A 20587-nucleotide genomic window follows, 5' to 3' on the forward strand; every position below is an offset into this window, starting at 1 on the left:
CTGAAGGACTTCGCCCGCTCCGATTCGCCCGCGGTGCAGGCGCAGCTCGACCGGCTGGCGGCGCTCTCGGTGCCGGACGGGCGGCTGGGCCTCGGCACCGTTCGCGAACTGCTGGCGCGGCTGGGCCATCCGCAGGACCGCCTGCCGCCGGTGTTCCATGTCGCGGGCACGAACGGCAAGGGGTCGGTCTGCGCCTTCCTGCGCGCCATGCTGGAGGCCGATGGCAAACGGGTGCACGTCACCACCAGCCCGCATCTGGTGCGCTATAACGAGCGCATCCGGGTCGCTGGCGAGCTGATCTCCGACCACCGGCTGGCCGAGTTGCTGGCGCAGGTGCTGGACGCTGGCGAGGATCTCAACCCCAGCTTCTTCGAAGTGACCATTGCCGCCGCCTTCACCGAATTCGCGCGCGTGCCCGCCGATGCCTGCGTGGTGGAGGTCGGCCTCGGCGGCCGCTTCGATGCGACCAACGTGCTGCCCCGGCCTGCGGCGTGTGGCATCGCCGCGCTGGGCATCGACCACGAGCGGTTCCTGCTGGCACCGGAGGAGGGCACGCCCACCCTCCCCCTCGCTCGCATAGCGTTCGAGAAGGCGGGGATTGCGAAGCCGGGCTCACCGCTAATCGCCCTGTCCTATCCGCCCGAAGCATCCAGCGAGATCGAGCGCGCGGCGCGCGTGGCAGGTGCGCCCCTGCATCTGCGCGGCGGCGACTGGTCGGTCGCGGCGACGGAAGTCGAGCTGCATTATGCCGACCGCGCGGGCGAACTCGCCCTGCCTCTGCCCGCCCTGCCCGGCGCGCATCAGGCCGAGAATGCGGGCCTCGCCATTGCCATGCTGCGGCATCAGGACCACGTGACCGTCGGCAACAAGGCGATCGCCGCCGGATTGCGCGGTGCGCGCTGGCCCGCCCGGATGCAGGCGCTGGGCGAAGGCCCGCTGGCGGCGCTGGTGCCCGGACACGACCTGTGGCTCGACGGCGGGCACAATCCGAACGCAGGCGAAGCGATCGCGCGGCATTTCGCCGGGCGGAAGCTGCATCTCGTGCTCGGGATGCTCGACAACAAGGCACCGCGCGCGCTGATCGACCCGCTGGCGGAGAACATCGTGACGCTTTCGGCAGTGGCGGTGCCGGGCCATGCCTCGCACCCCGCCGCCGCCTTCGGAGCCGCGCGCAGCTTCGACAGCGTTACCGAGGCGCTGCGTGCGATCCCGCCTGACGGGCTGCCGGTCCTGATCGCCGGATCGCTCTACCTCGCGGGCGAGGTGCTGCGCCTGAACGGGGAGATGCCGGACTAGGCCGCCGCCGCGGGGTTCTCGGGCGTGACCACGCCGGAATTGGCGCCCGCGCGCTTCTGACGGATCCATTCGGCGATACACAGCACCACCGCGCCGATGCCGATGAAGGTCGTCAGCACGAAGACGTCGTAATAGCCCCGCTCCTCGATCATCTGCCCCAGCGCGCCCCGCCCCAGCGTGCCGATCAGCAGGGTGAGGGACGACAGGAGCGCATACTGCACCGCGCTGAACTTCTTGGACACGATCGAGGAAAGCCAGGCGATGTAGGCCGCGCCCGCGATCCCGATGGCCAGATTCTCGCCGCCGATCGTCAGCATCAGCTTGGCGAGCCTCGCACTGCCGCCCGGGAATTGCTCCACCGCCCAGGTCAGCCCGATCGCGTCGCTCGCCATACCCATGTAGCGCCCGCCCACCGCCAGATCGGCGTAGAGCAGGTTGGTCAGCGCAGCCAGCAGCGCGCCGAGCGTCAGGGTGAACATCCGACCGAACACGGTCAGCATGTATCCGCCCAGCGCGAGGCCCAGGACGATGGCGCCGACGCCGAAAAACTTCGAAGCAACCGCGACCTCGTCGTTCGTATAGTGCAACTCGCCCAGATAGAACGGGTAGGCGAACGTCCCCCAGATCGCGTCGCAAATCCGGTAGGTGAGCACCAGCGCGAGGATCAGCACCAGCGACCAGCCCAATCGGCCGACGAATTCGACCAGCGGCAGGACGAGGGCACGATAAAGGTGGTCCATCACGAAGCTGCCGCGACTGCTCGCGGGGGCGTCGGCTTCCAGCAGATAGGTGCCTTCGCGTTTCTTCGCGGCCAGCCACCCCGCGATCAGCGCAGGCAGCACGACGGTTGCAACGATGATCCAAGGGCCGAACTGCACGGTGAAGTCGGTCGGGTTCGGGCGGTTCTCGGGCGCGCTGAACAGCGAGAGGCCCATGAAGATAAGCACGATCGCGATCGCGACGGCCCATAGCAGCCCGACGGCCCACAATGCGCGCAAACGGATGCGGGGGTGGAGTTCGCCCGCCTTGCGCAGGGCCAGAAGGTCCTCGTCACCCCGCGAACCGACATCGCTCACCTCGGAATCGGAATCCGGTGCCCGCAATCCGACCAGCCCGATCACCAGCAGGATGCCGCCCATGATAAGATATGTCTGCGGCCAGCCGATCCGCTCCGCGATGATCAGGCCGAACGCGCCGCCGACCAGAGCCGCGAGGCGATAGCCCATCTGGTAGATGGTGGAGAGGATATCGAGCGTCGCGACCTCGTCCGCCACGTCAATCCGCCAGGCGTTGATCGCGATGTCCTGCGTCGCCGAAGCAAGCGCCCCGATCCCGGCGAGCAACGAGAAGAACCCGATCGTGGAATTGCTAGGATGGCTGAGCGACAGCGCGACCAGGATTATGCCGAGCAGGATCTGCGCCGGCACGATCCACTGCTTGCGTTTGCCGAGCCGCCGGAACCCGGCGATGTTGACCCGCTCGATCAACGGCGACCACATGAACTGGAAAGCGTAGGCGAGCCCGATCAGCGAGAACACGCCCATCGTTTCCAGCTCGACATCGGTTTCGCTCAACCACGCGAACAGGGTGCCCAGGAACAGCGCGAAGGGCAGGCCACTGGCAAAACCGAACAGGGCCATGAACCCGGTCTTGTGATTACGCATCGCCCGAAACAGCTCGCGCCAGCCTGGCTTACTCGATTTCGCTGCGGCGTCTGCCATATGCGGCCCGTCCTTCCCGTAGGTTCCGATTTCTGCGACACTAGCCGCGCGGGCCAGCGATAGGGAAGTGCACATGAACCTCGGCGTCACGAACGTCCACAAGCCGGTGGCAGAGGGAGAGGATAACGGGCGACGCTACCGCGTGGAACGTTTCGGGCGCGAGGGCGAACCGGTAATCGTGATCGACGCGTTCAGTGGGCGGATCGCGGAGCTGGAAGCGGCGGCCCGGCGCGCGCGCTATTCGCCCGTGGTCGGCTACCCCGGCCTGCGCAGCCTGCTCGACCCCAACTATCTGCGGCTGGGTGGTCCTCTGCTGGCGCGGCTCTTCGCGGAACATCTGGGGTTCGAAGGGAATTTCGGGGTGGAAAGCTGCGCCTTTTCCATCGTCGCCGCGCGGCCCGCCGACCTCACCCCGATGCAGCGACGCCCCCACTACGATGGCACGCGGCCCGACCTCGTCGCGACCGTCCACTACACCGGCGAGGAGGGGAGTGGCGGGACCGCGTTCTACCGCCACCGGCGAACCGGGTTCGAAACGGTGCGGCCAGAGCGGGCGGACGAATACGAGGCGGCGGTCAAGGCGGACGAAGCTGCGTTCGGCCCTCTGCCGGGCGAATACTATTACGGCGACACCGACCGCTACGAGATGATCGGGGAGGTCGAGGCCGCGCCCGACAGGCTGGTCGCCTATCGCGGGTGGAACCTGCATTCGGGCGTCGTCCCCACGCCTCCCCCATCGGACCCCGATGGGTTGAGAAAAAGCGGTCGCGTGACCATCAACGCCTTTCTGATCGGACAGCGTTGATCGCGCCCGCATTGCGCGTGCCGTCGCCACGGCGTAGGCGCGCGCCATGACCGAGAACTCCCGACCCGAGGGCGAACGCATCGCCAAACTGCTTGCCCGCGCAGGCGTCGCCAGCCGCCGCGAAGTGGAGCGCATGATCGGCGATGGCCGGGTCGCGATCGATGGCAAGGTGCTCGATACGCCGGCGACCATCATTCCCAGTTTGCGCGGGGTGACGGTCGACGGCAAACCGATCGGCAAGGCCGAGCCCGCGCGCCTGTTCGCCTTCCACAAACCGCAGGGGCTGATCACCGCAGAGCGCGATCCGAAGGGGCGCCCGACGATCTACACCGCGCTGCGCAACGCCCTGCCCCAGGGTGCGCCGCGTGTCATGCCGGTCGGGCGGCTCGATCTCAACACAGAGGGGTTGCTGCTGCTGACCAACGATGGCGAGTTGAAACGCCAGATGGAGCTTCCGGCATCGGGCATCCCGCGCACCTATCGCGCTCGTGCCTTCGGCGAAGTGGCCGAAACCGCGCTGCACGATCTGATCGAAGGCGTCACGATCGAGGGCGTGCGCTACGGCCCGATCGATGCCGATATCGAACGCCGGACCGGGAGCAATCTGTGGATCGTGATGTCGATAACCGAGGGCAAGAATCGCGAGGTGCGCAAGGTGCTCGAATATCTCGGGCTCCAGGTGAACCGGCTGATCCGCACCGCTTACGGCCCCTTCGAGCTCGGCGATCTCGCGCGCGGCCAGGTGCGAGAGATACGCAAGGAGGAACTCGGTCGGTTTCGCAGCACCCTCGGCAAGGGTCGCCGACGGTGAGGATCGTCGCCGGGGATTGGCGTGGGAGGAACCTGGTCGCGCCGAAAGGCGAGGCGACCCGACCCACGGCGGATCGGACGCGCGAGACGCTGTTCAGCATGCTCGCCAGCCGGCTCGGCGGGTTCGACGGGCTCAGCGTCGTCGATCTTTTCGCCGGATCGGGCGCCCTGGGGCTGGAGGCGCTGTCGCGAGGTGCCGCGTTCTGCCTGTTCGTGGAGGAGGACAAGAACGCCGTGCGAGCCATCCGCGACAATATTACCGCGCTGGACGCCAAGACCCGCAGCGCGGTGCAGACGGGATCGGTTCTCTCGCTGGGCCCTGCCAAGCAGGCGCACGATCTGATCCTGCTCGATCCGCCGTATCACACCGGCGCGGGGGGCGTCGCCCTCGACCGGCTGGCGCGCCTCGGCTGGGTGGCACCCGCCACCTGGGTCGCGCTGGAAACGGCGTGCGACGAAGAGCCGTCCCTGCGCAGCTATTCGATAGCAGCAGAACGAAAGGTGGGTCGGGCGAAGCTCTGGCTCTTGCGCCAGGGCATATGAAAAAGGCCGCCCCGGACAGGGCGGCCTCTTGTTCGTTACTCGTCTCCGGTAGCCTTTGCAGGATGCCGGAGCGATACGGAATCCTAGCTCTTAGCGAGCGCCGGGGTTCACGCAGTTATCGGTCACTGTCTTCGAACAGGTCGGGTATTCCCCGCCGGCCGGCTTCGTTGCGGCGCCCATGTTCTGCACCATCTCGTTGCTCACATAGCGCGGCGTGCTCGCACTGGACGACATGTTGCCACTGTTCGAGGAAGACATGCCGCTGTTCGACGAAGACATTCCGCTGGAAGTGGTCGAACTGGTGGTGCTCGACGTCGCCGGCGTGCTCGCAAGCTGCGACTTGATCGAAGCCCAGGTCTGCGCCTGCTGCTCCGGAGTCATGCTGAGCACCTTGGCCTTCTGCGCGTCGGACAGGGCCCACCAGCCCTCCATCTCCATGGGGTCGAGCGTCCAGAAGTAGGTCTTGGTCTTGTCGTCCCAGGTGTCGTAGGCCTCCTGACGCGACTGGCGCCAGCCGTCATACGCGGCCTGCTGCTGTGCCGTCATCTGCATGCCGGTGGAATTCATCTCGCCCATGCTGTCGTTGTTCATCTGCGCAACGGCAGGGACTGCGGCGATCGCGAGTCCCATGGCGGCGGTTGCTGCTAGGATCGTTTTCATATGTTTGCTCCTTATTCCTGCCGTAAACCGGTTTCGCCGACATAACGGGCAAGCGCTATCAGGGTTCCGGACCGGTTCCGCCGATCCACCGCTTGCCCCCAAGCGCGTCGTTCCCTACCTGTTCGCGCGACACCCGACATGACGAACGAAAGCACCCTTCCCGCCGGCACTCCGGAATCCGCCGCTCCGCCCTATGCCGCGCGGCTCAATCCGCCGCAGCGCGAGGCCGTGCTGACGACCGAGGGGCCGGTATTGATGCTGGCCGGGGCGGGAACCGGCAAGACTGCGGCGCTAACCGCACGTTTGGCACATCTCGTCGCAACCCGGCGTGCATGGCCGAGCGAAATTCTGTGCGTCACCTTCACCAACAAGGCCGCGCGGGAGATGCGCGAGCGGGTCGGGCGGCACATCGGCGACGCGGTGGAAGGGATGCCGTGGCTCGGCACCTTCCATTCCATCTGCGCGAAGATGCTGCGCCGCCACGCCGAACTGGTCGGGCTGCAATCGAACTTTACCATCCTCGATACGGACGACCAGCTGCGGCTCCTCAAACAGCTGATCGCGCAGAACGACCTCGACGAGAAGCGCTGGCCGGCGCGGCAACTGGCCGGGCTGATCGACCGGTGGAAGAACCGGGGGCTCAATCCCCGCGATCTGGATGCGGTCGAGAACGAGGCCTACGCCAACGGTCGCGGCGCGCAGTTCTATGGCCTGTATCAGGACCGGCTGAAGGAACTGAACGCCTGCGATTTCGGCGACCTCCTGCTCCACATGCTCAACATCTTCCGCCGCGAGCGCGAGGTGCTGGAGCAGTATCAGCGCCGCTTCAAATATATCCTGGTGGACGAATATCAGGACACCAATGCGGTCCAGTATCTGTGGCTGCGGCTGCTGGCGCAGGAGCGCAAGAATATCTGCGTGGTGGGCGACGACGACCAGTCGATCTATTCCTGGCGCGGGGCGGAGGTCGCCAACATCCTGCGCTTCGAGAAGGATTTTCCCGGCGCCAAGGTGGTCAAGCTGGAGCAGAACTATCGCTCCACGCCGCATATCCTCGCCGCGGCCTCCGGCCTGATCCGCGCCAATAGCGAGCGTCTGGGCAAGACCTTGTGGACCGAGCTCGACGCGGGCGAGAAGGTGCGCATCATCGGCGTGTGGGACGGGCCGGAGGAGGCCCGCCGCGTCGGCGACGAAATCGAGCGGATCGAGCAAGGCGCTTCGCTGGACCAGGTCGCGATCCTCGTCCGCGCGCAATACCAGACCCGCGAGTTCGAGGACCGCTTCATCCAGATCGGCCTAAACTATCGCATCGTCGGTGGCTTCCGCTTCTACGAGCGTGCCGAGATACGCGACGCGCTGGCCTATCTGCGCGTCATTGCCCAGCCTGCGGACGATCTGGCGTTCGAGCGTATCTACAACCAGCCCAAGCGCGGGCTCGGTGCGAAGACGCTGGAGAAGATGCACCAGCATGCGCGGCGGACCGGCCTGCCGCTTGCCGCCGCTTCCCTGCAACTCGCCGACAGCGACGAACTGCCCGCCCGCGCCGCGAACACGATCGCGCGCCTGATGGTGCAGTTCCGCGACTGGCGCGAGCAGGCGGACAAGGTCACGCCGGCGGAACTGATGCGCACGCTGCTGGAGGAAAGCGGCTATAACGAGATGCTCCAGAAGGAACGCAGTGCCGAGGCGGCCGGGCGGCTGGAGAACCTGTCCGAGCTCGCCCGCGCGATGGAAGATTACGACGATCTCGGCGATTTCCTCGAACATGTCAGCCTGGTGATGGATAACGACGCGAACGAGGACGAGGAGAAGGTCACGATCATGACCATCCACGCCGCCAAGGGCCTCGAATTCGATCACCTGTTCCTGCCCGGCTGGGAGGAAGGCGTATTCCCCAGCCAGCGCTCGCTCGACGAAGGCGGGCTTGCCAGCCTGGAGGAGGAGCGTCGGCTCGCCTATGTCGCGATCACCCGCGCCCGGCGGCGCTGCACCATCCTCCACGCCGCGAACCGTCGCATTTACGGCCAATGGACGAGTTCGATCCCCAGCCGCTTCATAGAAGAGCTGCCCCAGGAACACATCGATCAGGAAACGACGATGACCGGCGGCGCATCGCTCTGGCGCGCGAACTGGAGCGAACAGGAGGACCCCTTCGCGCACCTGTCCCAAAGCTCGCCCGATCGCGCCAGCAAGCGCGGGCCCGGATGGCAGCGGGCGCTCTCTACCGGGTATGAAACCAAGCCGGCGCGCGTGCAGGAAAGCCGTCGCAGCGCCGCGAGCTTCGCGGCGCGGCCGCGAACCGATATCGCGATCGGGGCGCGGGTCTTTCACGAGAAGTTCGGATACGGAACGGTGACCGATCAGGAAGGCAACAAGCTGACCATCGAGTTCGAGCAGGCCGGCGAGAAGCGCGTGATCGACAGCTTTCTCAAGCTCGCCTGATCGTCGGTCCGGCGTGAAATACGTAATTTACGCTAAGCGGGTTACCTGGTCTTAACCAAGCTTGGGCACGGTCGGCGCATGGAGAGGCGCGATCTATCCCCGTACCAGCTCTGGCTGATCTGCATTGCCACCGGTTTGACCTATTTCGCCTGTGGCGTGTTCACCCTGGAATTGACGAAGGGCACGGGCGGAATCGCCTTCATCTGGCCTGCGAGCGGCGTAGCCGTGGCTGCGATGAGCGTGATCTGGCCGGCTTTTCGGTATCGCCTCGCCCTGTGCATCGGGGTCGCCAGCTGCGCAGCCAATCTGCTCGAAGGCACGCCGCTGCTGGGCAGTGTCGGATTTACCGTGGCCAATGTCGCGGAATGCCTCATCGCATCGCATTACATCCTTCGCGGGACGGCCGGACTGCCCGCCTTCGACAGCCGGCTGGGCCTGATCGCTTTCGGCAAGGGAACGCTGATCGCCGGCTTGACCAGCGCGACGATCGCGACCTCGACCGTCGTCGGTTCGGCAGAGCTGGTGCCGTTCTTTGCGGCGTGGTTCTCCACCGTCGTACTGGGGATCCTGATCGTCACCCCGCTGCTGGTTGAACTGTTCGTGCCGTTCGTGTTCCCCGCAAAGCGTCGAACCGGATCACGATCGGTCGCCTATGCGGTCGTGATCGCCCTGGCCGCCATCGCAGGGTTCGCCGCCTTCGCGCAGACCGCGTTTCCGCTGCTGTTCCTGGCGCTCGCGACCGTCATCCTCGCTTCCTTCGCGGCGGGAGTCGGCGGCGCGGTGCGTGCCGTGTTCATCATCGCCATCATGGGGAGCGTGATGACGAGCCATCAGCTCGGTCCCATCAATTCGATCGGGGCCGACATTCAGGGGCGGGTGATCTATCTGCAATTCTTCCTGCTCACTCTGCTTGCCTGCGGCCTCCCGACTGCGGCGCTCCTGTCGGAATCACGCCGTAGCGCCGCCCTGCTCGCAGAACAGAACCGCTTGCTCGCCATGGCGGAAAGGACGGCGAAGGTCGGCCATTGGCAGCTGGAGATAGGTGCGGAAGAGGTGTTCTGGTCGCAAGAGGTCTTCCGTATCCACGGGCTGGAAGTGACGGACGCGATGGTCCCGCTGGAAAACGCGATCACGGCTTATCACGAGGACGACCGGCCGATAGTGGAGAAGGCGATCGAACAGTCCCTCGCGACCCGCGATCCCTATTTCTTCCAGGCACGACTTGTCCTGCCCGACGGCACGATGCGTCGTGTCGAATGTCACGGAATCGTGGAGGTGCAGGACGACGAACCGGTGGCGATGTTCGGCACCATCGTGGACGTGACGGAAAAGGCGGAGGCGATAGACCAGCTCGAAGCCGTGCGGCGATCCGCGGAACGTCAGGCGGAACACGCGCTCAAGCTGGCCGAGACCGACCAGCTGACGGGTATCGCCAATCGTCGCAAGCTTATCGCGCGGCTGGACGAACAGGTGGGCGAAGCCCGGGCGATGAAGGCCCCGCTCTCTTTCGTCATGTTCGATGTCGACAATTTCAAGTCGATCAACGACACTTACGGCCATCCGGAAGGGGACGCCGTGCTGGTCCGCATCGCACAGATCGCCGCGTCGTGCCTGCGCAAGGGAGACCTGGTGGGGCGGCTTGGCGGGGAGGAATTCGGCGTGATCCTGCCCGGAACCGATCTCGAAATCGCCTCCAACGTCGCCGAGCGCATCCGGTCGCAGATCGCGGCCAAAGCCGGTCGGGGACGCCCCACCGGCCCGATATCGGTCAGTCTGGGCGTTGCCGAACTGAAGGAAGGCGGTACCGCCGAAACCCTGCTGGGAGCAGCCGATCTCGCTTTGTACGAGGCGAAGGCCAGCGGGAAGAACTGCTACCGGCTGGCGGCCTGACCGCCGGGACGGCGTTCAGCTCGCGCTGACGCTCAGAAAATCGGGCTTGGGCCCGTTCCATTCGCCCGCAGGCACGGAACCTTCATCGTCCCGGTCGTTCCTGCCGCCGCGGCTGGACCCGCGCCTAGTATCATTGCCCCTGTCGGAACGACGGGGTTTCGCAGCTTCGTCGCGAGGACGGTCTTCCCTTTCGGGGCGCTCGCGCTTCTCTCTCGTGGCGCGACGCGGTTTCGTAGCTTCGGCTTCCGAAGCATTGCCCTGCTCCTTCAGCTCGACGCGGACGTCGTCCTTGCCGAACACGGGAATGGCGTTGCCGGTGAGCTTCTCGACATTCTCGATCGCCTCGGCATCCTCGGGCGTGACGAACGTAAACGCCCGCCCCTTGGCACCCGCGCGGCCCGTTCGACCGATCCGGTGAACGTAATCGTCGGGATGCCACGGCGTGTCGAAATTGAAGACGTGGCTCACGCCCTTCACGTCCAGGCCGCGGGCCGCGACGTCGCTGGCGACGAGGATGTTGACTTCCCCCGCCTTGAACCGGTCGAGTTCGCGGATACGGCTGGTCTGGTCCATGTCGCCGTGGATTTCCCCGCTGGCAAAACCGTGCTGCTGCAGGCTCTTGTTGAGCTCGCGCACCGTGGTCTTGCGGTTGGAGAACACGATCGCCGTATCGACGTGGTCGTGGGCGAGCAGCCAGCGCAGCGTTTCGCGCTTCTGCCGCTGGCCGACCATCACCTTGAACGCGGTGATGTCCTTGTTGGTGGTCGCCGCGCGGCTGACCTCGATCCGTTTGGGATCGTCAAGGAACTTCTTCGCCAGCTTCTCGATCGGCGGCGGCATGGTGGCGGAAAACAGCATGGTCTGCCGCGTTTCGGGCAGCTTCGAACAGATGAACTCGATATCGGGGATGAACCCCATGTCGAGCATCCGGTCCGCCTCGTCGATCACCAGCAGCTCGCACCCGTTGAGGAGGATCTTGCCCCGCTCGAACAGGTCCATCAGGCGGCCCGGCGTCGCGATCAGCACGTCGACGCCCTCGTCCAGTGCCTTCACCTGGTCGCCCATCTGCACGCCGCCGATCAGCAGCGCGAGCGTGAGGTCGTGATTGACGCCGTATTTTTCGAAGTTTTCCGCGACCTGCGCCGCCAGTTCGCGCGTCGGCGCCAGGATCAGGCTGCGCGGCATACGGGCGCGCCGCCGACCGTGATTGAGGATGTCGATCATCGGCAGCACGAAACTGGCGGTCTTGCCCGTCCCGGTCTGGGCGATGCCGATGATGTCCTTCATCATCAGGACCGGCGGGATCGCCTGTTCCTGAATCGGCGTAGGCGTGTCGTATCCGGCGGCCTCGACCGCCTTCAGCAATTCATCAGAGAGGCCGAGATCGGCAAACTTCATCCAAATGTCCGGAAAAATGCGGAACCGAACCCGGTTCCTCTTTCATATCCCGCGCCCATCGCCGCAAAGCCGCGAGTTGTCAAGGGAAGCGGTGCCCGCTCCCGGTCAATCGGAGACGGGGACCAGTCGCCCGAGATGCGCTATCTGGCAGCTCGCCCCGTTGCGGGACTGAAGCCGGTCGCGCCGGATGCACAGCTTGCCGTCCTTGTTCGGCTCCACATAGAATCCGGAATAGAAGTCGCGGGCGCTGCAAGACCCCTCGAGCCGGGCGGTGAACATCGACCGGTCCCGGGTGTAGAGCAACAGCTGGTCCGCCCCGTTCACGCGCACACCGACCAGCGAAGCCATGGGAATGCAGCCGCTCGTCTTGCGCTCTTCCCATCGCGTGTTGCGCTGTCGCCGCTGAATTTCCGCGACGGCGCTTTGCATTTCCGGTGTTCGCGGAGAGATCCGGATGGTGATCCTCTGTTCGATACGGACCTGGTGAGCGTCCGGGCGAAGGACAGCGGATAGAGGAAACCGATTGGCTGGCGGCGTCGGCTCGTCCGCCCGCGCTTCCGGCGATTTCGCAAAGCCCGGGGCGTCGGTTTCGTCCGTTTCCGCATGGCCGGAAAACGGCGCAGCGGGCAGGAGGAACACGAGGGGGGCGAGAAATGCGGCGAAAGTCGTCATTCTAACCCGGTCCGTCCGTCTTGCTCGAAAGGTCTGTGCGCGGATAGTGCGTTGCCGATACCCCCACGGACCGGAACGACGCCATGATAGCGCCCGGATTTGAATGGCGGCTTAATTGGCGCAAAGCGCTGGCGATGGCAGGGCAGCCTGTGGCATGGGAATTGATATGAGCGAAATCGAACAGTTTCTGCAACAGGCGTCCGACCTCCTCGGGGCCAAGGGCTTCACCCGCGATGCGCAGGATATGGCGCCGTGGCTCACCGATTGGCGGGGACGGTTCAGTGGTAGCGCGCTCGCCCTCGCCTCCCCTGCAAATACGGCAGAGGTTGCCGAACTGGTGAAGCTGTGCGCGCGCCACGGCGTGCCCATCGTGCCCCAGGGCGGCAATAGCGGCATGTGCGGCGGCGCCACCCCCGACGATAGCGGGCACGCGATCCTGCTTTCCCTGCGACGCATGAACGCGATCCGCGACCTCGATACCGAATCCGGGCAGGTGGTCTGCGAAGCGGGCGTCATCCTGCAAACCCTGCACGAGCGGGTGGAGGCGGAGGGGCTGCGCTTCCCCCTCACTCTCGGCGGGAAAGGCTCTGCCACGGTGGGCGGCCTCATTTCCACCAATGCCGGTGGCACGCAGGTTCTGCGCCACGGTTCGATGCGCGCGCAGGTGCTGGGAATAGAGGCGGTGATGCCCGATGGTCAGGTGTTCTCCGCCCTCACCCCGCTCAAGAAGGACAATCGCGGCTTCGATCTGAAGCAGATGCTGATCGGGTCGGAAGGGACGCTGGGGATTGTCACGGCCGCCACGCTGGCCCTGCAACCCGCGATCGCGGAGCGGCGGGTCATCTGGGCGGGCGTGTCGTCGCTGGAGGCGGCTCGCACCTTGCTCGTGCATTGCCAGCGCGCATGCGGAGACGCGCTGGAGGGGTTCGAAGTCGTGTTGCAGGAAACGCTCGACGATGTCGTCGCACACCTATCGGATGCGCGCCCGCCGTTGGAGGACCGCCATGCATGGCACGCACTGATCGAACTGGTCGCGACAGGGGCCGATGCGGATCGCCTCGGCGAACTGGCGGAAACCGTGCTGATGGATGCGCTGGAACACGACCTGCTAGAAGACGCGGTGATCGCGGCGAACGAAAGCCAGGCCGAATATTTCTGGCTGCTGCGCGATTCGATCGCCCCGGCGGAGCGGGAGAAGGGGCCGGCGGTCCAGCACGATATCTCCGTGCCGGTAGACCGGATGCCCGCCTTCGTTACCGAAGCGGTCGCCAAGGTGGAAGCCGCCTGGCCGGGAACGCAGGCCATCGCTTTCGGCCATCTGGGCGATGGCAACGTGCACTTCCACGTCATCGCCCCACCCGGCGTGGAGCCGATGGAATGGATGACCGGCGACGGGAAGGAGATCAGTTCTCAGGTGTACGAACTGGTGACGCAATGGAGCGGGTCGCTCAGCGCCGAACACGGCATTGGCCAGCTCAAGCGCGAAGATTTCGCCCGGCTCGGCGACCCCGTCGCCCTGTCGATGCTGCGGCAGGTCAAGCAGGCGCTCGATCCGGCGGGCCTGATGAATCCGGGCAAACTGGTGCCGCTTGCACCGGCGCAAGCGAACTCCTAAAGCCCTCCCGCCCTTCGACCGCGCCCCTCGGGGTTTTCGCGATCGATCCCGCTTCAGCTTTTTCGGAGATGACCGATGGCCAGTGCGCCGCAGCCCAATCTGCCCCTGTTCTACAAAGATCTGATGCCGCTCAATTCGCGCGATCACGCGCAATACAAGACGCGGCAGACCGAGACTGCCTCGTGGCTGGTCGGGCAGCACGCAATCCCGCTGACCTCCGACGAGTTCGTGCCGGCCAGCCGCCATTTCCCGATCATCTTTTCGTCGGGCGATGCGCCTCTTCCGCTCGCTCTGATGGGTCTGAACGAAGGCGTGAATACCTTCGTCGACGATAGCGGAAAGGTGACCGAGCCGGTCTACATTCCGGCCTATATCCGCCGCTATCCCTTCATGCTCGCCCGGCTTCAGCCGGACAGCGAAGATCTGTCGCTGTGCTTCGATCCGACCTCCGACCTGGTGGGCGAAGATGCCGGTGGCGAGGCGGTGTTCGACGGCGAAGGCAAGCCGACCGAGGCGACCCAGGGCATTCTGGAATTCTGCCAGCAGTTCGAAGAGGCGGGGATGCGCACGCAGAACTTCATCGCTGCGCTCAAGGAAAACGACCTGCTGATCGATGGCGAAATCGGGATCGAGGAAGCCAGCAATCCCGGCAAGCCGTTCGTCTATCGCGGTTTTCAGGTGGTCGATCAGAACAAACTGCGCGAACTCGCGCCCGAGCGGCTGAAGGAATGGAACGAGAACGGCATTCTGCAGCTGATCTACGCCCATCTTTTCTCGGTCGATCTGATGCGCGTTATCTTCGCGCGGCAGGCGCAGCAGGGCAAGAAACCCGTCATGCCCGACGCGGCGACCGCCGAACTGCAGAATTGACGCGATAAAGCGAAACCGATTTGCGGTCGATGGGGACTTGATCCGCGACCCGCAATTCCCCACATATGGAGCAGCCCGGCAGCGCTCCCCTCATGGCTTGTCCGGGCCGGGTGCATTCGATGCACCCCCTCCCTGAACCTTGGCCACCCCGTGCATCGCACGGGGTGGTTTTTTATGTGCCATCTGAACGAGTGCATCGCACGGCAGCAGTCTTCTATGGGTTATTCGGCCGCCTCGGCACTGCGACCGCCGCTCTGCTGGCGATTGAGCTCGTCCGCCAGAGCGCGCACCATTCCGGCCAGCAGCCGCGCGGTCATGGGCATGCGAGCGCTCAATCCTTCCCCCCGCCGGTCGAGATAGAGGGTGCGGCACACCTCCACTTGCAACGCGTGGATGTCGAGCGAAGGTCGCCCGTGCCGATCTAGGACGTAACCCCCCGCATAGGGGCGATTATGCGCGACGGGTCGATCCTTCCCGGAGAGATATCCGATCGCAGTGGCGCTGATCATCGGATCGCAGGATGCACCGAATCGATCGCCGAGCACGAACTCGGCCGTCACGTCCGACGGATGGCGGCGGCGCAGCGGCGGCATCGAATGCAGATCGACCAGCAGCGCCGCCCCCCACCGCGTCCGGATGTCGCGCAGGATCGTGGCGACCGCCGCGTGATAGGGTGCGTGTATGGCGGCGATCCGGTCGTCCAGTTCCGCGCTGCTCAGCCGGTCCCGCCAGATCTCCCCGATGCCGGAAATGCGCCGGGGCACGAGCCCCAGCCCGGTGCGCGCGCGGCGGTTGGCAAGCGAATGCTGCTTGCCCGCGGGCTTCTCCCCGCTCACCATCGTCCAGTCCATGTCGTCCGGCGCGCGGTTGAGGTCGAGCATCGCGCGCGGCGCGTTCGCCGCGATCAGCACCGCGCCCGTCTGGTTCGCGACCTCCTCGGCCAGCCGATCGACATAGCGATCCTCCAGCCGCAGCTTCGTGGCATCGGGCACCCGCATGCGCTCGCTCAACGCCTCGGGATAGGCGCGCCCGCCATGGGGCGCGGCGATCAGGACCGGCAGCGCGGGGCGATCGGGCGACACCACGCGGAAAGCGGGCGTATCGAGGCCCGGAACCCTTCCGGTCTCGATCACGAATGCGATCGCCCGGTCCGCCGGAAAAGGATTGAGGTGCCGTCCATCTGCAGCAGGCTGTACCGCCGCGGGCCGGATGTCAAAACAGGTTTTCGCGCGCCCCGGGACAGGATTTTTTAAGGGAGCGGTGCTATCGGCATCAGCCATGAATGCTCCCCCCCTTCCCCGCCGAATCCTGCTCGCCGAAGATGACGAGGCCATGCGCACCTACCTGTCCCGCGCCCTGATCAAGGCCGGATACGAAGTCGAAAGCGTCGATCGCGGAACCGCCGCGATCCCGCTTCTGGAAGAGGGCGAGTTCGACCTGCTTTTGTCCGACATCGTAATGCCGGAAATGGACGGGATCGAACTGGCGCAGCGCTGCAACGAGGTCAGCCCCGGCACGAAGGTGATGTTCATCACCGGCTTCGCCGCCGTGACGCTGAAGGCGCAGGCCGACCAGCCGCGCGCCAAGATCCTGTCCAAGCCGTTTCACCTGCGCGATCTGGTGCTCGAGGTGGATCGCGTGTTCGAGACCGAGCGACAGGCCTCGCTTTAAGGGTTGCGCGCCCATTCGGGCGTCGCTAAACGCCGCCTCCTTCGCGGGGCTGACCCGCGCAGGGCCGACGGTTCGGGCGTATAGCTCAGTGGTAGAGCACTGTGTTGACATCGCAGGGGTCGGAAGTTCAACTCTTCCTACGCCCACCATCGGCAAGCAAGACCCCGCCGGGCCCCGCGCCCCGCGGGGTTTTTCTTTGCTTTCGTGCTGCGTGCCCCCTCGCCTTGCCCTCGCGCGCCGCTCTGCTAAAGCCCGCCCGCAAGAGACAACTTCAGACAAGCGGACAGGCGAAACATGGCAAAAATTCAGGTCAAGAACCCCATCGTCGAACTCGACGGCGACGAAATGACGCGGATCATCTGGGAATGGATTCGCGAGCGGCTGATCCTCCCCTATCTCGACGTCGACCTGAAATATTACGACCTGTCGATCCAGAAGCGCGACGAGACCGAGGACCAGATCACGGTCGATGCCGCGAACGCGATCAAGGAACACGGCGTCGGCGTGAAATGCGCCACCATCACCCCCGACGAAGCGCGGGTCGAAGAATTCAGCCTCAAGAAGATGTGGGTCAGCCCCAACGGCACGATCCGCAACATCCTGGGCGGCGTGGTCTTCCGCGAGCCGATCGTGATCGACAACGTTCCGCGGCTCGTGCCCGGCTGGACCGATCCCATCGTGGTCGGCCGCCACGCCTTCGGCGACCAGTACCGGGCGAAGGACACGCTGATCCCCGGCAAGGGCAAGCTGCGCCTGGTCTTCGAAGGGGAGAACGGCGAGAACATCGACATCGACGTGTTCGAATTCCCGAGCTCGGGCGTCGCCATGGCGATGTACAACCTCGACGATTCGATCCGCGACTTCGCCCGCGCCAGCATGAACTACGGGCTCGACCGCGGCTGGCCGGTCTACCTGTCGACCAAGAACACCATCCTCAAGAAGTACGACGGTCGCTTCAAGGACCTGTTCCAGGAGGTGTTCGACAATGAATTCAAGGACAAGTTCGACAAGGCTGGCATCACCTACGAACACCGCCTGATCGACGACATGGTCGCCTCCGCCCTCAAGTGGAACGGCAAGTTCGTCTGGGCCTGCAAGAACTACGACGGCGACGTGCAGTCCGACACCGTGGCGCAGGGGTTCGGCTCGCTCGGCCTGATGACTTCCGTTCTGATGACGCCCGACGGCAAGACGGTCGAGGCCGAGGCGGCGCACGGCACCGTCACCCGCCACTATCGCCAGCACGAGCAGGGCAAGGCGACCAGCACCAATCCGATCGCCAGCATCTTCGCCTGGACCCGCGGCCTGATGTATCGCGGCAAGTTCGACGACACCCCCGAAGTGGTGAAGTTCGCCGAAACGCTGGAGCGCGTGTGCGTCCAGACGGTGGAAAACGGCCAGATGACGAAGGATCTCGCGCTGCTCATCGGCCCCAACCAGGCATGGCTCACCACCGAGCAGTTCTTCGAGGCGATCGTGACCGGCCTCGAGAAGGAAATGGCCAACTGGAGCTGAGCCCGCCGCCATTTCGAGCAATTGCGAAGGCCGCCATTCCGAAAGGGACGGCGGCCTTCGTCTTGTCTGACGCTTAGTCGCGTGGGCGTTCGCGCGCGATGAACTCGAGCTCGTGCTGCGCCACGGCGTTGTCAGGGTCGTGATCGAGGCTCTTGCGATAGGCCGCCTCCGCCTCGTCCCAGCGCTTGAGGTCGATTAGCGCATACCCGATTCCGCGCTGCGCCACTGCGCTCCAGTGCTCTTTATCGATCTCGTCGGCCAGTAGCTCCAGCGCATCGATAACCTGTCGATACTGCGCGAGAGCCTCCTCAGGCCGGCCCGACTGTGCGAGCACGTATCCGTATTCGGCGTGGTATTGAGGCCAGAAGGGCGCATACCTCGTAAGGCTACCCATCAACTCCATCGCTTGCGCGCGGCGGCCCAATTCCTCCAACGCATAGGCGCGATAGAAGAGGAGGTTGCATGGTGCCGCGTTTCGCACAATCGTGCCCTGCCCATCGGGATCGGGGAGCGCGGCATACAGTACTGCTTCGACGTCCGAATGCGCGCACAGGACCCTGCGACCCTCGCTGTCCTCCAGCGGAGGGCTATGCGCGATAGCCTCGTCCGCCAAGCGTAGCAGGTCGGCGAACCGCCGCTCACGTAGAGCGCCGCTCATCGCGTCCCAATCAGGCGAAAAAGTCTCGTCCTGCGCTGCTGCAGCCGCAGGCGTGACAGCCGTCGCGATCAGTAAAGCGGCAGCCAGCGCCCTCGATATGATACCCATTTCAAATCCCCCTAAGAACCGCGCCAGAGCCTATCCAGCGCATCGGACTGGCGCAATTCCCTACGCGGCCCCGCGTGACTCGCAGGCCCCGCAGGGCTAGGGAGCGCCGAAAGCCAAACATCCACCGGAATTACCACATATGACCGAAACGCGCCGCAAGGCCCGCCTCGAAGTTCGCCAGGCCCAGATGAAGGACGTTCGCGGGATCGCGGACCTGATCCGCCGGTCCTATTCCGAACTGCCGCCCTACACCCATGGGGAAATTCGCGGGCAGCTGAACAATTACCGCGAAGGGTGCTTCGTCGCGAAGCTCGACGGCAAGCTGGTCGGCTACTGCGCCTCGATGCGCCTGTCCGAACGGCTCGCCTTCTCGGATGCCACCTGGGACGAGATCACCGGCAACGGCTTCGGCAGCCGCCACAACGCGAAGGGCGAGTGGCTCTACGGTTACGAGATGTGCGTCGATCCCAAGGTGCGCGGCACCCGCATCGGGCGGCGGCTGTACGAAGAACGCCGCGCGCTGGCCGAGCGGCTCGACCTGTCGGGCATCGTCTTCGGGGGGCGGATGCCCGGCCTCGCCCGGGCGATGCGGCGCAAGACCAACAATGCCTCGGGGCCGGAGGATTACCTCGCCAAGGTCGTCGATTCGAAAATCCACGACCCGGTCCTGCGTTTCCAGCTCGCCAACGGGTTCGAGGCGAAGGGCATCATCTCCGGCTACCTGCCGGAGGACAAGCCGTCGAAAGCCAATGCGGTGCGCATGGTGTGGCGCAATCCCTATGTAGACAGCGACGCTCCGCCAAAGCACCGCGTCCCGCGCGACGTCGAAAGCGTCCGGATCGCGACCTGCCAGCTGCAGGCGCGCGCGGTCACCGGCTTCGACGAGTTCATGCGCCACGTCGAATATTTCGTCGACGTTGCATCGGACTACGAATCCGATTTCATCGTCTTTCCCGAACTCTTCACGCTGATGCTGCTGTCGGCGGAAGAGAAGGAACTGAGCCCGCTGGAGGCGATCGAGGCGCTCAGCCGCTACACGCCGAAGATCCGCACCCGGCTTTCGGAAATGGCGTTGAACTACAATATCAACATCATCGGCGGCAGCCATCCGACCCGGATGGACGATGGCGACATCCACAACGTCGCCTATGTCTGCCTGCGCGACGGTTCGATCCATTCGCAGGAGAAGATCCACCCGACGCCGAACGAGGCCTATTGGTGGAACATCAAAGGCGGCGACAGCATCGATGCGATCCCGACGGACTGCGGCCCCATCGGCGTCCTGATCTGTTACGACAGCGAGTTTCCCGAACTGGCCCGTCGGCTGGTGGACGAAGGTGCGCGGATCATCTTCATCCCGTTCTGCACCGACAGCCGCCAGGGCTACATGCGCGTGCGCTATTGCGCGCAGGCCCGCGCGATCGAAAACCAGTGCTTCACCGTTCTGTCGGGCAATGTCGGCAATCTGCCTAATGTCGGAAACATGGACATCCAGTACGCGCAAAGCTGCATCCTGACGCCCTGCGACTTCCCCTTCGCGCGCGACGGCATCGCGGCCGAGGCGAGCGAGAATGTAGAGACCTGACGATCAGCGACGTGAACCTCGCCGATTTGAGCTGGGCGCGCGCGGAAGGCACGGTGCAGAACCTCGCCGACCGGCGCTTCGACCTCTACCGCATCGAATGGGACAAGCGTGTCGGACAGGTCAGCGAGCGGATCGGCGAAGCCGCCGCGGAGAGCGCGGCGGCGGATTCCAAGCCGCACGGTCCGCGCTCGCCGGGTGGGGGTTAGCAGAAGGTCGCGCGCGACTTTCGCATTCGACGGGGGGCGCGGTGGAACGCGCGAAGCCAGCTTTCCTACCGGGGCGACGGTGTGGCATTCCATGTACATGCCAGCTGCCAATTCGAACCGTG

Annotated in this window: 16 protein-coding genes, 1 tRNA gene and 1 pseudogene; 12 read left to right on the forward strand and 6 right to left on the reverse strand. The window is 65.1% G+C overall.

Translation table 11 applies throughout. From position 1 onward, the window contains the following. The gene (locus F7D01_RS01010) at positions 1–1296 is read left to right on the forward strand and encodes a folylpolyglutamate synthase/dihydrofolate synthase family protein (protein ID WP_215229600.1); all 1296 of its coding nucleotides are present in this window, start codon (positions 1–3) and stop codon (positions 1294–1296) included. Here F7D01_RS01010 and F7D01_RS01015 read toward each other — a convergent pair. Next, a complete protein-coding gene (locus tag F7D01_RS01015) occupies positions 1293–3017 on the reverse strand; it encodes an MFS transporter (RefSeq protein WP_215228434.1) in 1725 nt (574 codons plus the stop codon). The two genes, F7D01_RS01010 and F7D01_RS01015, sit on opposite strands and share 4 nt — an antisense overlap. Before the next feature lie 73 nt (positions 3018–3090). On the opposite strand from F7D01_RS01015, the gene F7D01_RS01020 reads away from it, so the two are divergent. The 3 genes from F7D01_RS01020 to rsmD are packed head-to-tail and all read left to right on the forward strand — an operon-like array spanning position 3091 to position 5175. Then, a complete protein-coding gene (locus F7D01_RS01020) occupies positions 3091–3822 on the forward strand; it encodes a DUF6445 family protein (RefSeq protein WP_215228435.1) in 732 nt (243 codons plus the stop codon). A gap of 46 nt (positions 3823–3868) precedes the next feature. Continuing rightward, entirely contained in the window at positions 3869–4633 is a 765-nt protein-coding gene (locus F7D01_RS01025) for a pseudouridine synthase (protein ID WP_215228436.1), read from the forward strand. Then, a complete protein-coding gene (rsmD, locus tag F7D01_RS01030; RefSeq protein WP_215228437.1) occupies positions 4630–5175 on the forward strand; it encodes a 16S rRNA (guanine(966)-N(2))-methyltransferase RsmD in 546 nt (181 codons plus the stop codon). The genes F7D01_RS01025 and rsmD overlap by 4 nt, the downstream gene beginning before the upstream one ends. A 90-nt stretch (positions 5176–5265) precedes the next feature. Here the strand turns inward: rsmD and F7D01_RS01035 are convergent, their stop codons facing one another. Then, a complete protein-coding gene (locus F7D01_RS01035) occupies positions 5266–5835 on the reverse strand; it encodes a hypothetical protein (RefSeq protein WP_215228438.1) in 570 nt (189 codons plus the stop codon). A 138-nt stretch (positions 5836–5973) separates the two neighbouring features. On the opposite strand from F7D01_RS01035, the gene F7D01_RS01040 reads away from it, so the two are divergent. Continuing rightward, entirely contained in the window at positions 5974–8277 is a 2304-nt protein-coding gene (locus tag F7D01_RS01040; RefSeq protein ID WP_215228439.1) for an ATP-dependent helicase, read from the forward strand. Between the two features lie 78 nt (positions 8278–8355). Further along, on the forward strand, positions 8356–10167 hold the full coding sequence (locus F7D01_RS01045; protein WP_215228440.1) for a diguanylate cyclase: 1812 nt from the start codon (positions 8356–8358) through the stop codon (positions 10165–10167). A 15-nt stretch (positions 10168–10182) separates the two neighbouring features. Here F7D01_RS01045 and F7D01_RS01050 read toward each other — a convergent pair whose 3' ends face one another. Further along, positions 10183–11565, reverse strand: coding sequence for a DEAD/DEAH box helicase (locus F7D01_RS01050; RefSeq protein ID WP_215228441.1), 1383 nt, complete (start codon positions 11563–11565; stop codon positions 10183–10185). A gap of 105 nt (positions 11566–11670) precedes the next feature. Then, positions 11671–12237, reverse strand: a complete 567-nt coding sequence (locus F7D01_RS01055) for a hypothetical protein (protein ID WP_215228442.1) — start codon at positions 12235–12237, stop codon at positions 11671–11673. A 166-nt stretch (positions 12238–12403) separates the two neighbouring features. Here F7D01_RS01055 and F7D01_RS01060 point away from each other — a divergent pair, with 166 nt between their 5' ends. Together F7D01_RS01060 and F7D01_RS01065 are read left to right on the forward strand one after the other, a co-directional pair. After that, the gene (locus tag F7D01_RS01060) at positions 12404–13852 is read left to right on the forward strand and encodes an FAD-binding oxidoreductase (RefSeq protein ID WP_215228443.1); all 1449 of its coding nucleotides are present in this window, start codon (positions 12404–12406) and stop codon (positions 13850–13852) included. A gap of 75 nt (positions 13853–13927) precedes the next feature. Then, positions 13928–14722, forward strand: a complete 795-nt coding sequence (locus tag F7D01_RS01065; protein WP_215228444.1) for a SapC family protein — start codon at positions 13928–13930, stop codon at positions 14720–14722. Between the two features lie 221 nt (positions 14723–14943). On the opposite strand, the gene F7D01_RS01070 is transcribed toward F7D01_RS01065, so the two are convergent. Then, positions 14944–15855, reverse strand: coding sequence for an N-formylglutamate amidohydrolase (locus tag F7D01_RS01070; protein ID WP_251566963.1), 912 nt, complete (start codon positions 15853–15855; stop codon positions 14944–14946). A 145-nt stretch (positions 15856–16000) separates the two neighbouring features. Between F7D01_RS01070 and cpdR the strand changes: the two genes are divergently transcribed. The 3 genes from cpdR to F7D01_RS01085 all read left to right on the forward strand — a co-directional run bounded on the left by cpdR (position 16001) and on the right by F7D01_RS01085 (position 17908). After that, positions 16001–16393, forward strand: coding sequence for a cell cycle two-component system response regulator CpdR (cpdR, locus tag F7D01_RS01075; protein WP_215228446.1), 393 nt, complete (start codon positions 16001–16003; stop codon positions 16391–16393). A 74-nt stretch (positions 16394–16467) separates the two neighbouring features. Continuing rightward, positions 16468–16542, forward strand: a tRNA-Val gene (locus tag F7D01_RS01080). 145 nt (positions 16543–16687) lie between these two features. After that, positions 16688–17908 carry an NADP-dependent isocitrate dehydrogenase gene (locus F7D01_RS01085; protein WP_215228447.1) on the forward strand — a complete coding sequence of 407 codons (1221 nt, stop codon included), beginning with the start codon at positions 16688–16690 and terminating at the stop codon, positions 17906–17908. Between the two features lie 73 nt (positions 17909–17981). Here the strand turns inward: F7D01_RS01085 and F7D01_RS01090 are convergent, their stop codons facing one another. After that, the gene (locus F7D01_RS01090) at positions 17982–18674 is read right to left on the reverse strand and encodes a tetratricopeptide repeat protein (RefSeq protein ID WP_215228448.1); all 693 of its coding nucleotides are present in this window, start codon (positions 18672–18674) and stop codon (positions 17982–17984) included. Positions 18675–18813: 139 nt separating this feature from the next. On the opposite strand from F7D01_RS01090, the pseudogene F7D01_RS01095 reads away from it, so the two are divergent. Then, a pseudogene (locus F7D01_RS01095) lies at positions 18814–20465 on the forward strand (GNAT family N-acetyltransferase). Positions 20466–20587 lie beyond the last annotated feature (122 nt).

Source organism: Erythrobacter sp. 3-20A1M (assembly GCF_018636735.1).
GTDB lineage: Bacteria > Pseudomonadota > Alphaproteobacteria > Sphingomonadales > Sphingomonadaceae > Alteriqipengyuania.

Excerpts from the sequence above, each read along its gene's own strand:
- F7D01_RS01015 (WP_215228434.1), bottom strand. The coding sequence starts at position 3,017 with ATGGCAGACGCCGCAGCGAAATCGAGTAAGCCAGGCTGGCGCGAGCTG.
- F7D01_RS01020 (WP_215228435.1), top strand. The coding sequence starts at position 3,091 with ATGAACCTCGGCGTCACGAACGTCCACAAGCCGGTGGCAGAGGGAGAG.
- F7D01_RS01025 (WP_215228436.1), top strand. The coding sequence starts at position 3,869 with ATGACCGAGAACTCCCGACCCGAGGGCGAACGCATCGCCAAACTGCTT.
- F7D01_RS01035 (WP_215228438.1), bottom strand. The coding sequence starts at position 5,835 with ATGAAAACGATCCTAGCAGCAACCGCCGCCATGGGACTCGCGATCGCC.
- F7D01_RS01040 (WP_215228439.1), top strand. The coding sequence starts at position 5,974 with ATGACGAACGAAAGCACCCTTCCCGCCGGCACTCCGGAATCCGCCGCT.
- F7D01_RS01045 (WP_215228440.1), top strand. The coding sequence starts at position 8,356 with ATGGAGAGGCGCGATCTATCCCCGTACCAGCTCTGGCTGATCTGCATT.
- F7D01_RS01050 (WP_215228441.1), bottom strand. The coding sequence starts at position 11,565 with ATGAAGTTTGCCGATCTCGGCCTCTCTGATGAATTGCTGAAGGCGGTC.
- F7D01_RS01055 (WP_215228442.1), bottom strand. The coding sequence starts at position 12,237 with ATGACGACTTTCGCCGCATTTCTCGCCCCCCTCGTGTTCCTCCTGCCC.
- F7D01_RS01060 (WP_215228443.1), top strand. The coding sequence starts at position 12,404 with ATGAGCGAAATCGAACAGTTTCTGCAACAGGCGTCCGACCTCCTCGGG.
- F7D01_RS01065 (WP_215228444.1), top strand. The coding sequence starts at position 13,928 with ATGGCCAGTGCGCCGCAGCCCAATCTGCCCCTGTTCTACAAAGATCTG.
- cpdR (WP_215228446.1), top strand. The coding sequence starts at position 16,001 with ATGAATGCTCCCCCCCTTCCCCGCCGAATCCTGCTCGCCGAAGATGAC.
- F7D01_RS01085 (WP_215228447.1), top strand. The coding sequence starts at position 16,688 with ATGGCAAAAATTCAGGTCAAGAACCCCATCGTCGAACTCGACGGCGAC.
- F7D01_RS01090 (WP_215228448.1), bottom strand. The coding sequence starts at position 18,674 with ATGGGTATCATATCGAGGGCGCTGGCTGCCGCTTTACTGATCGCGACG.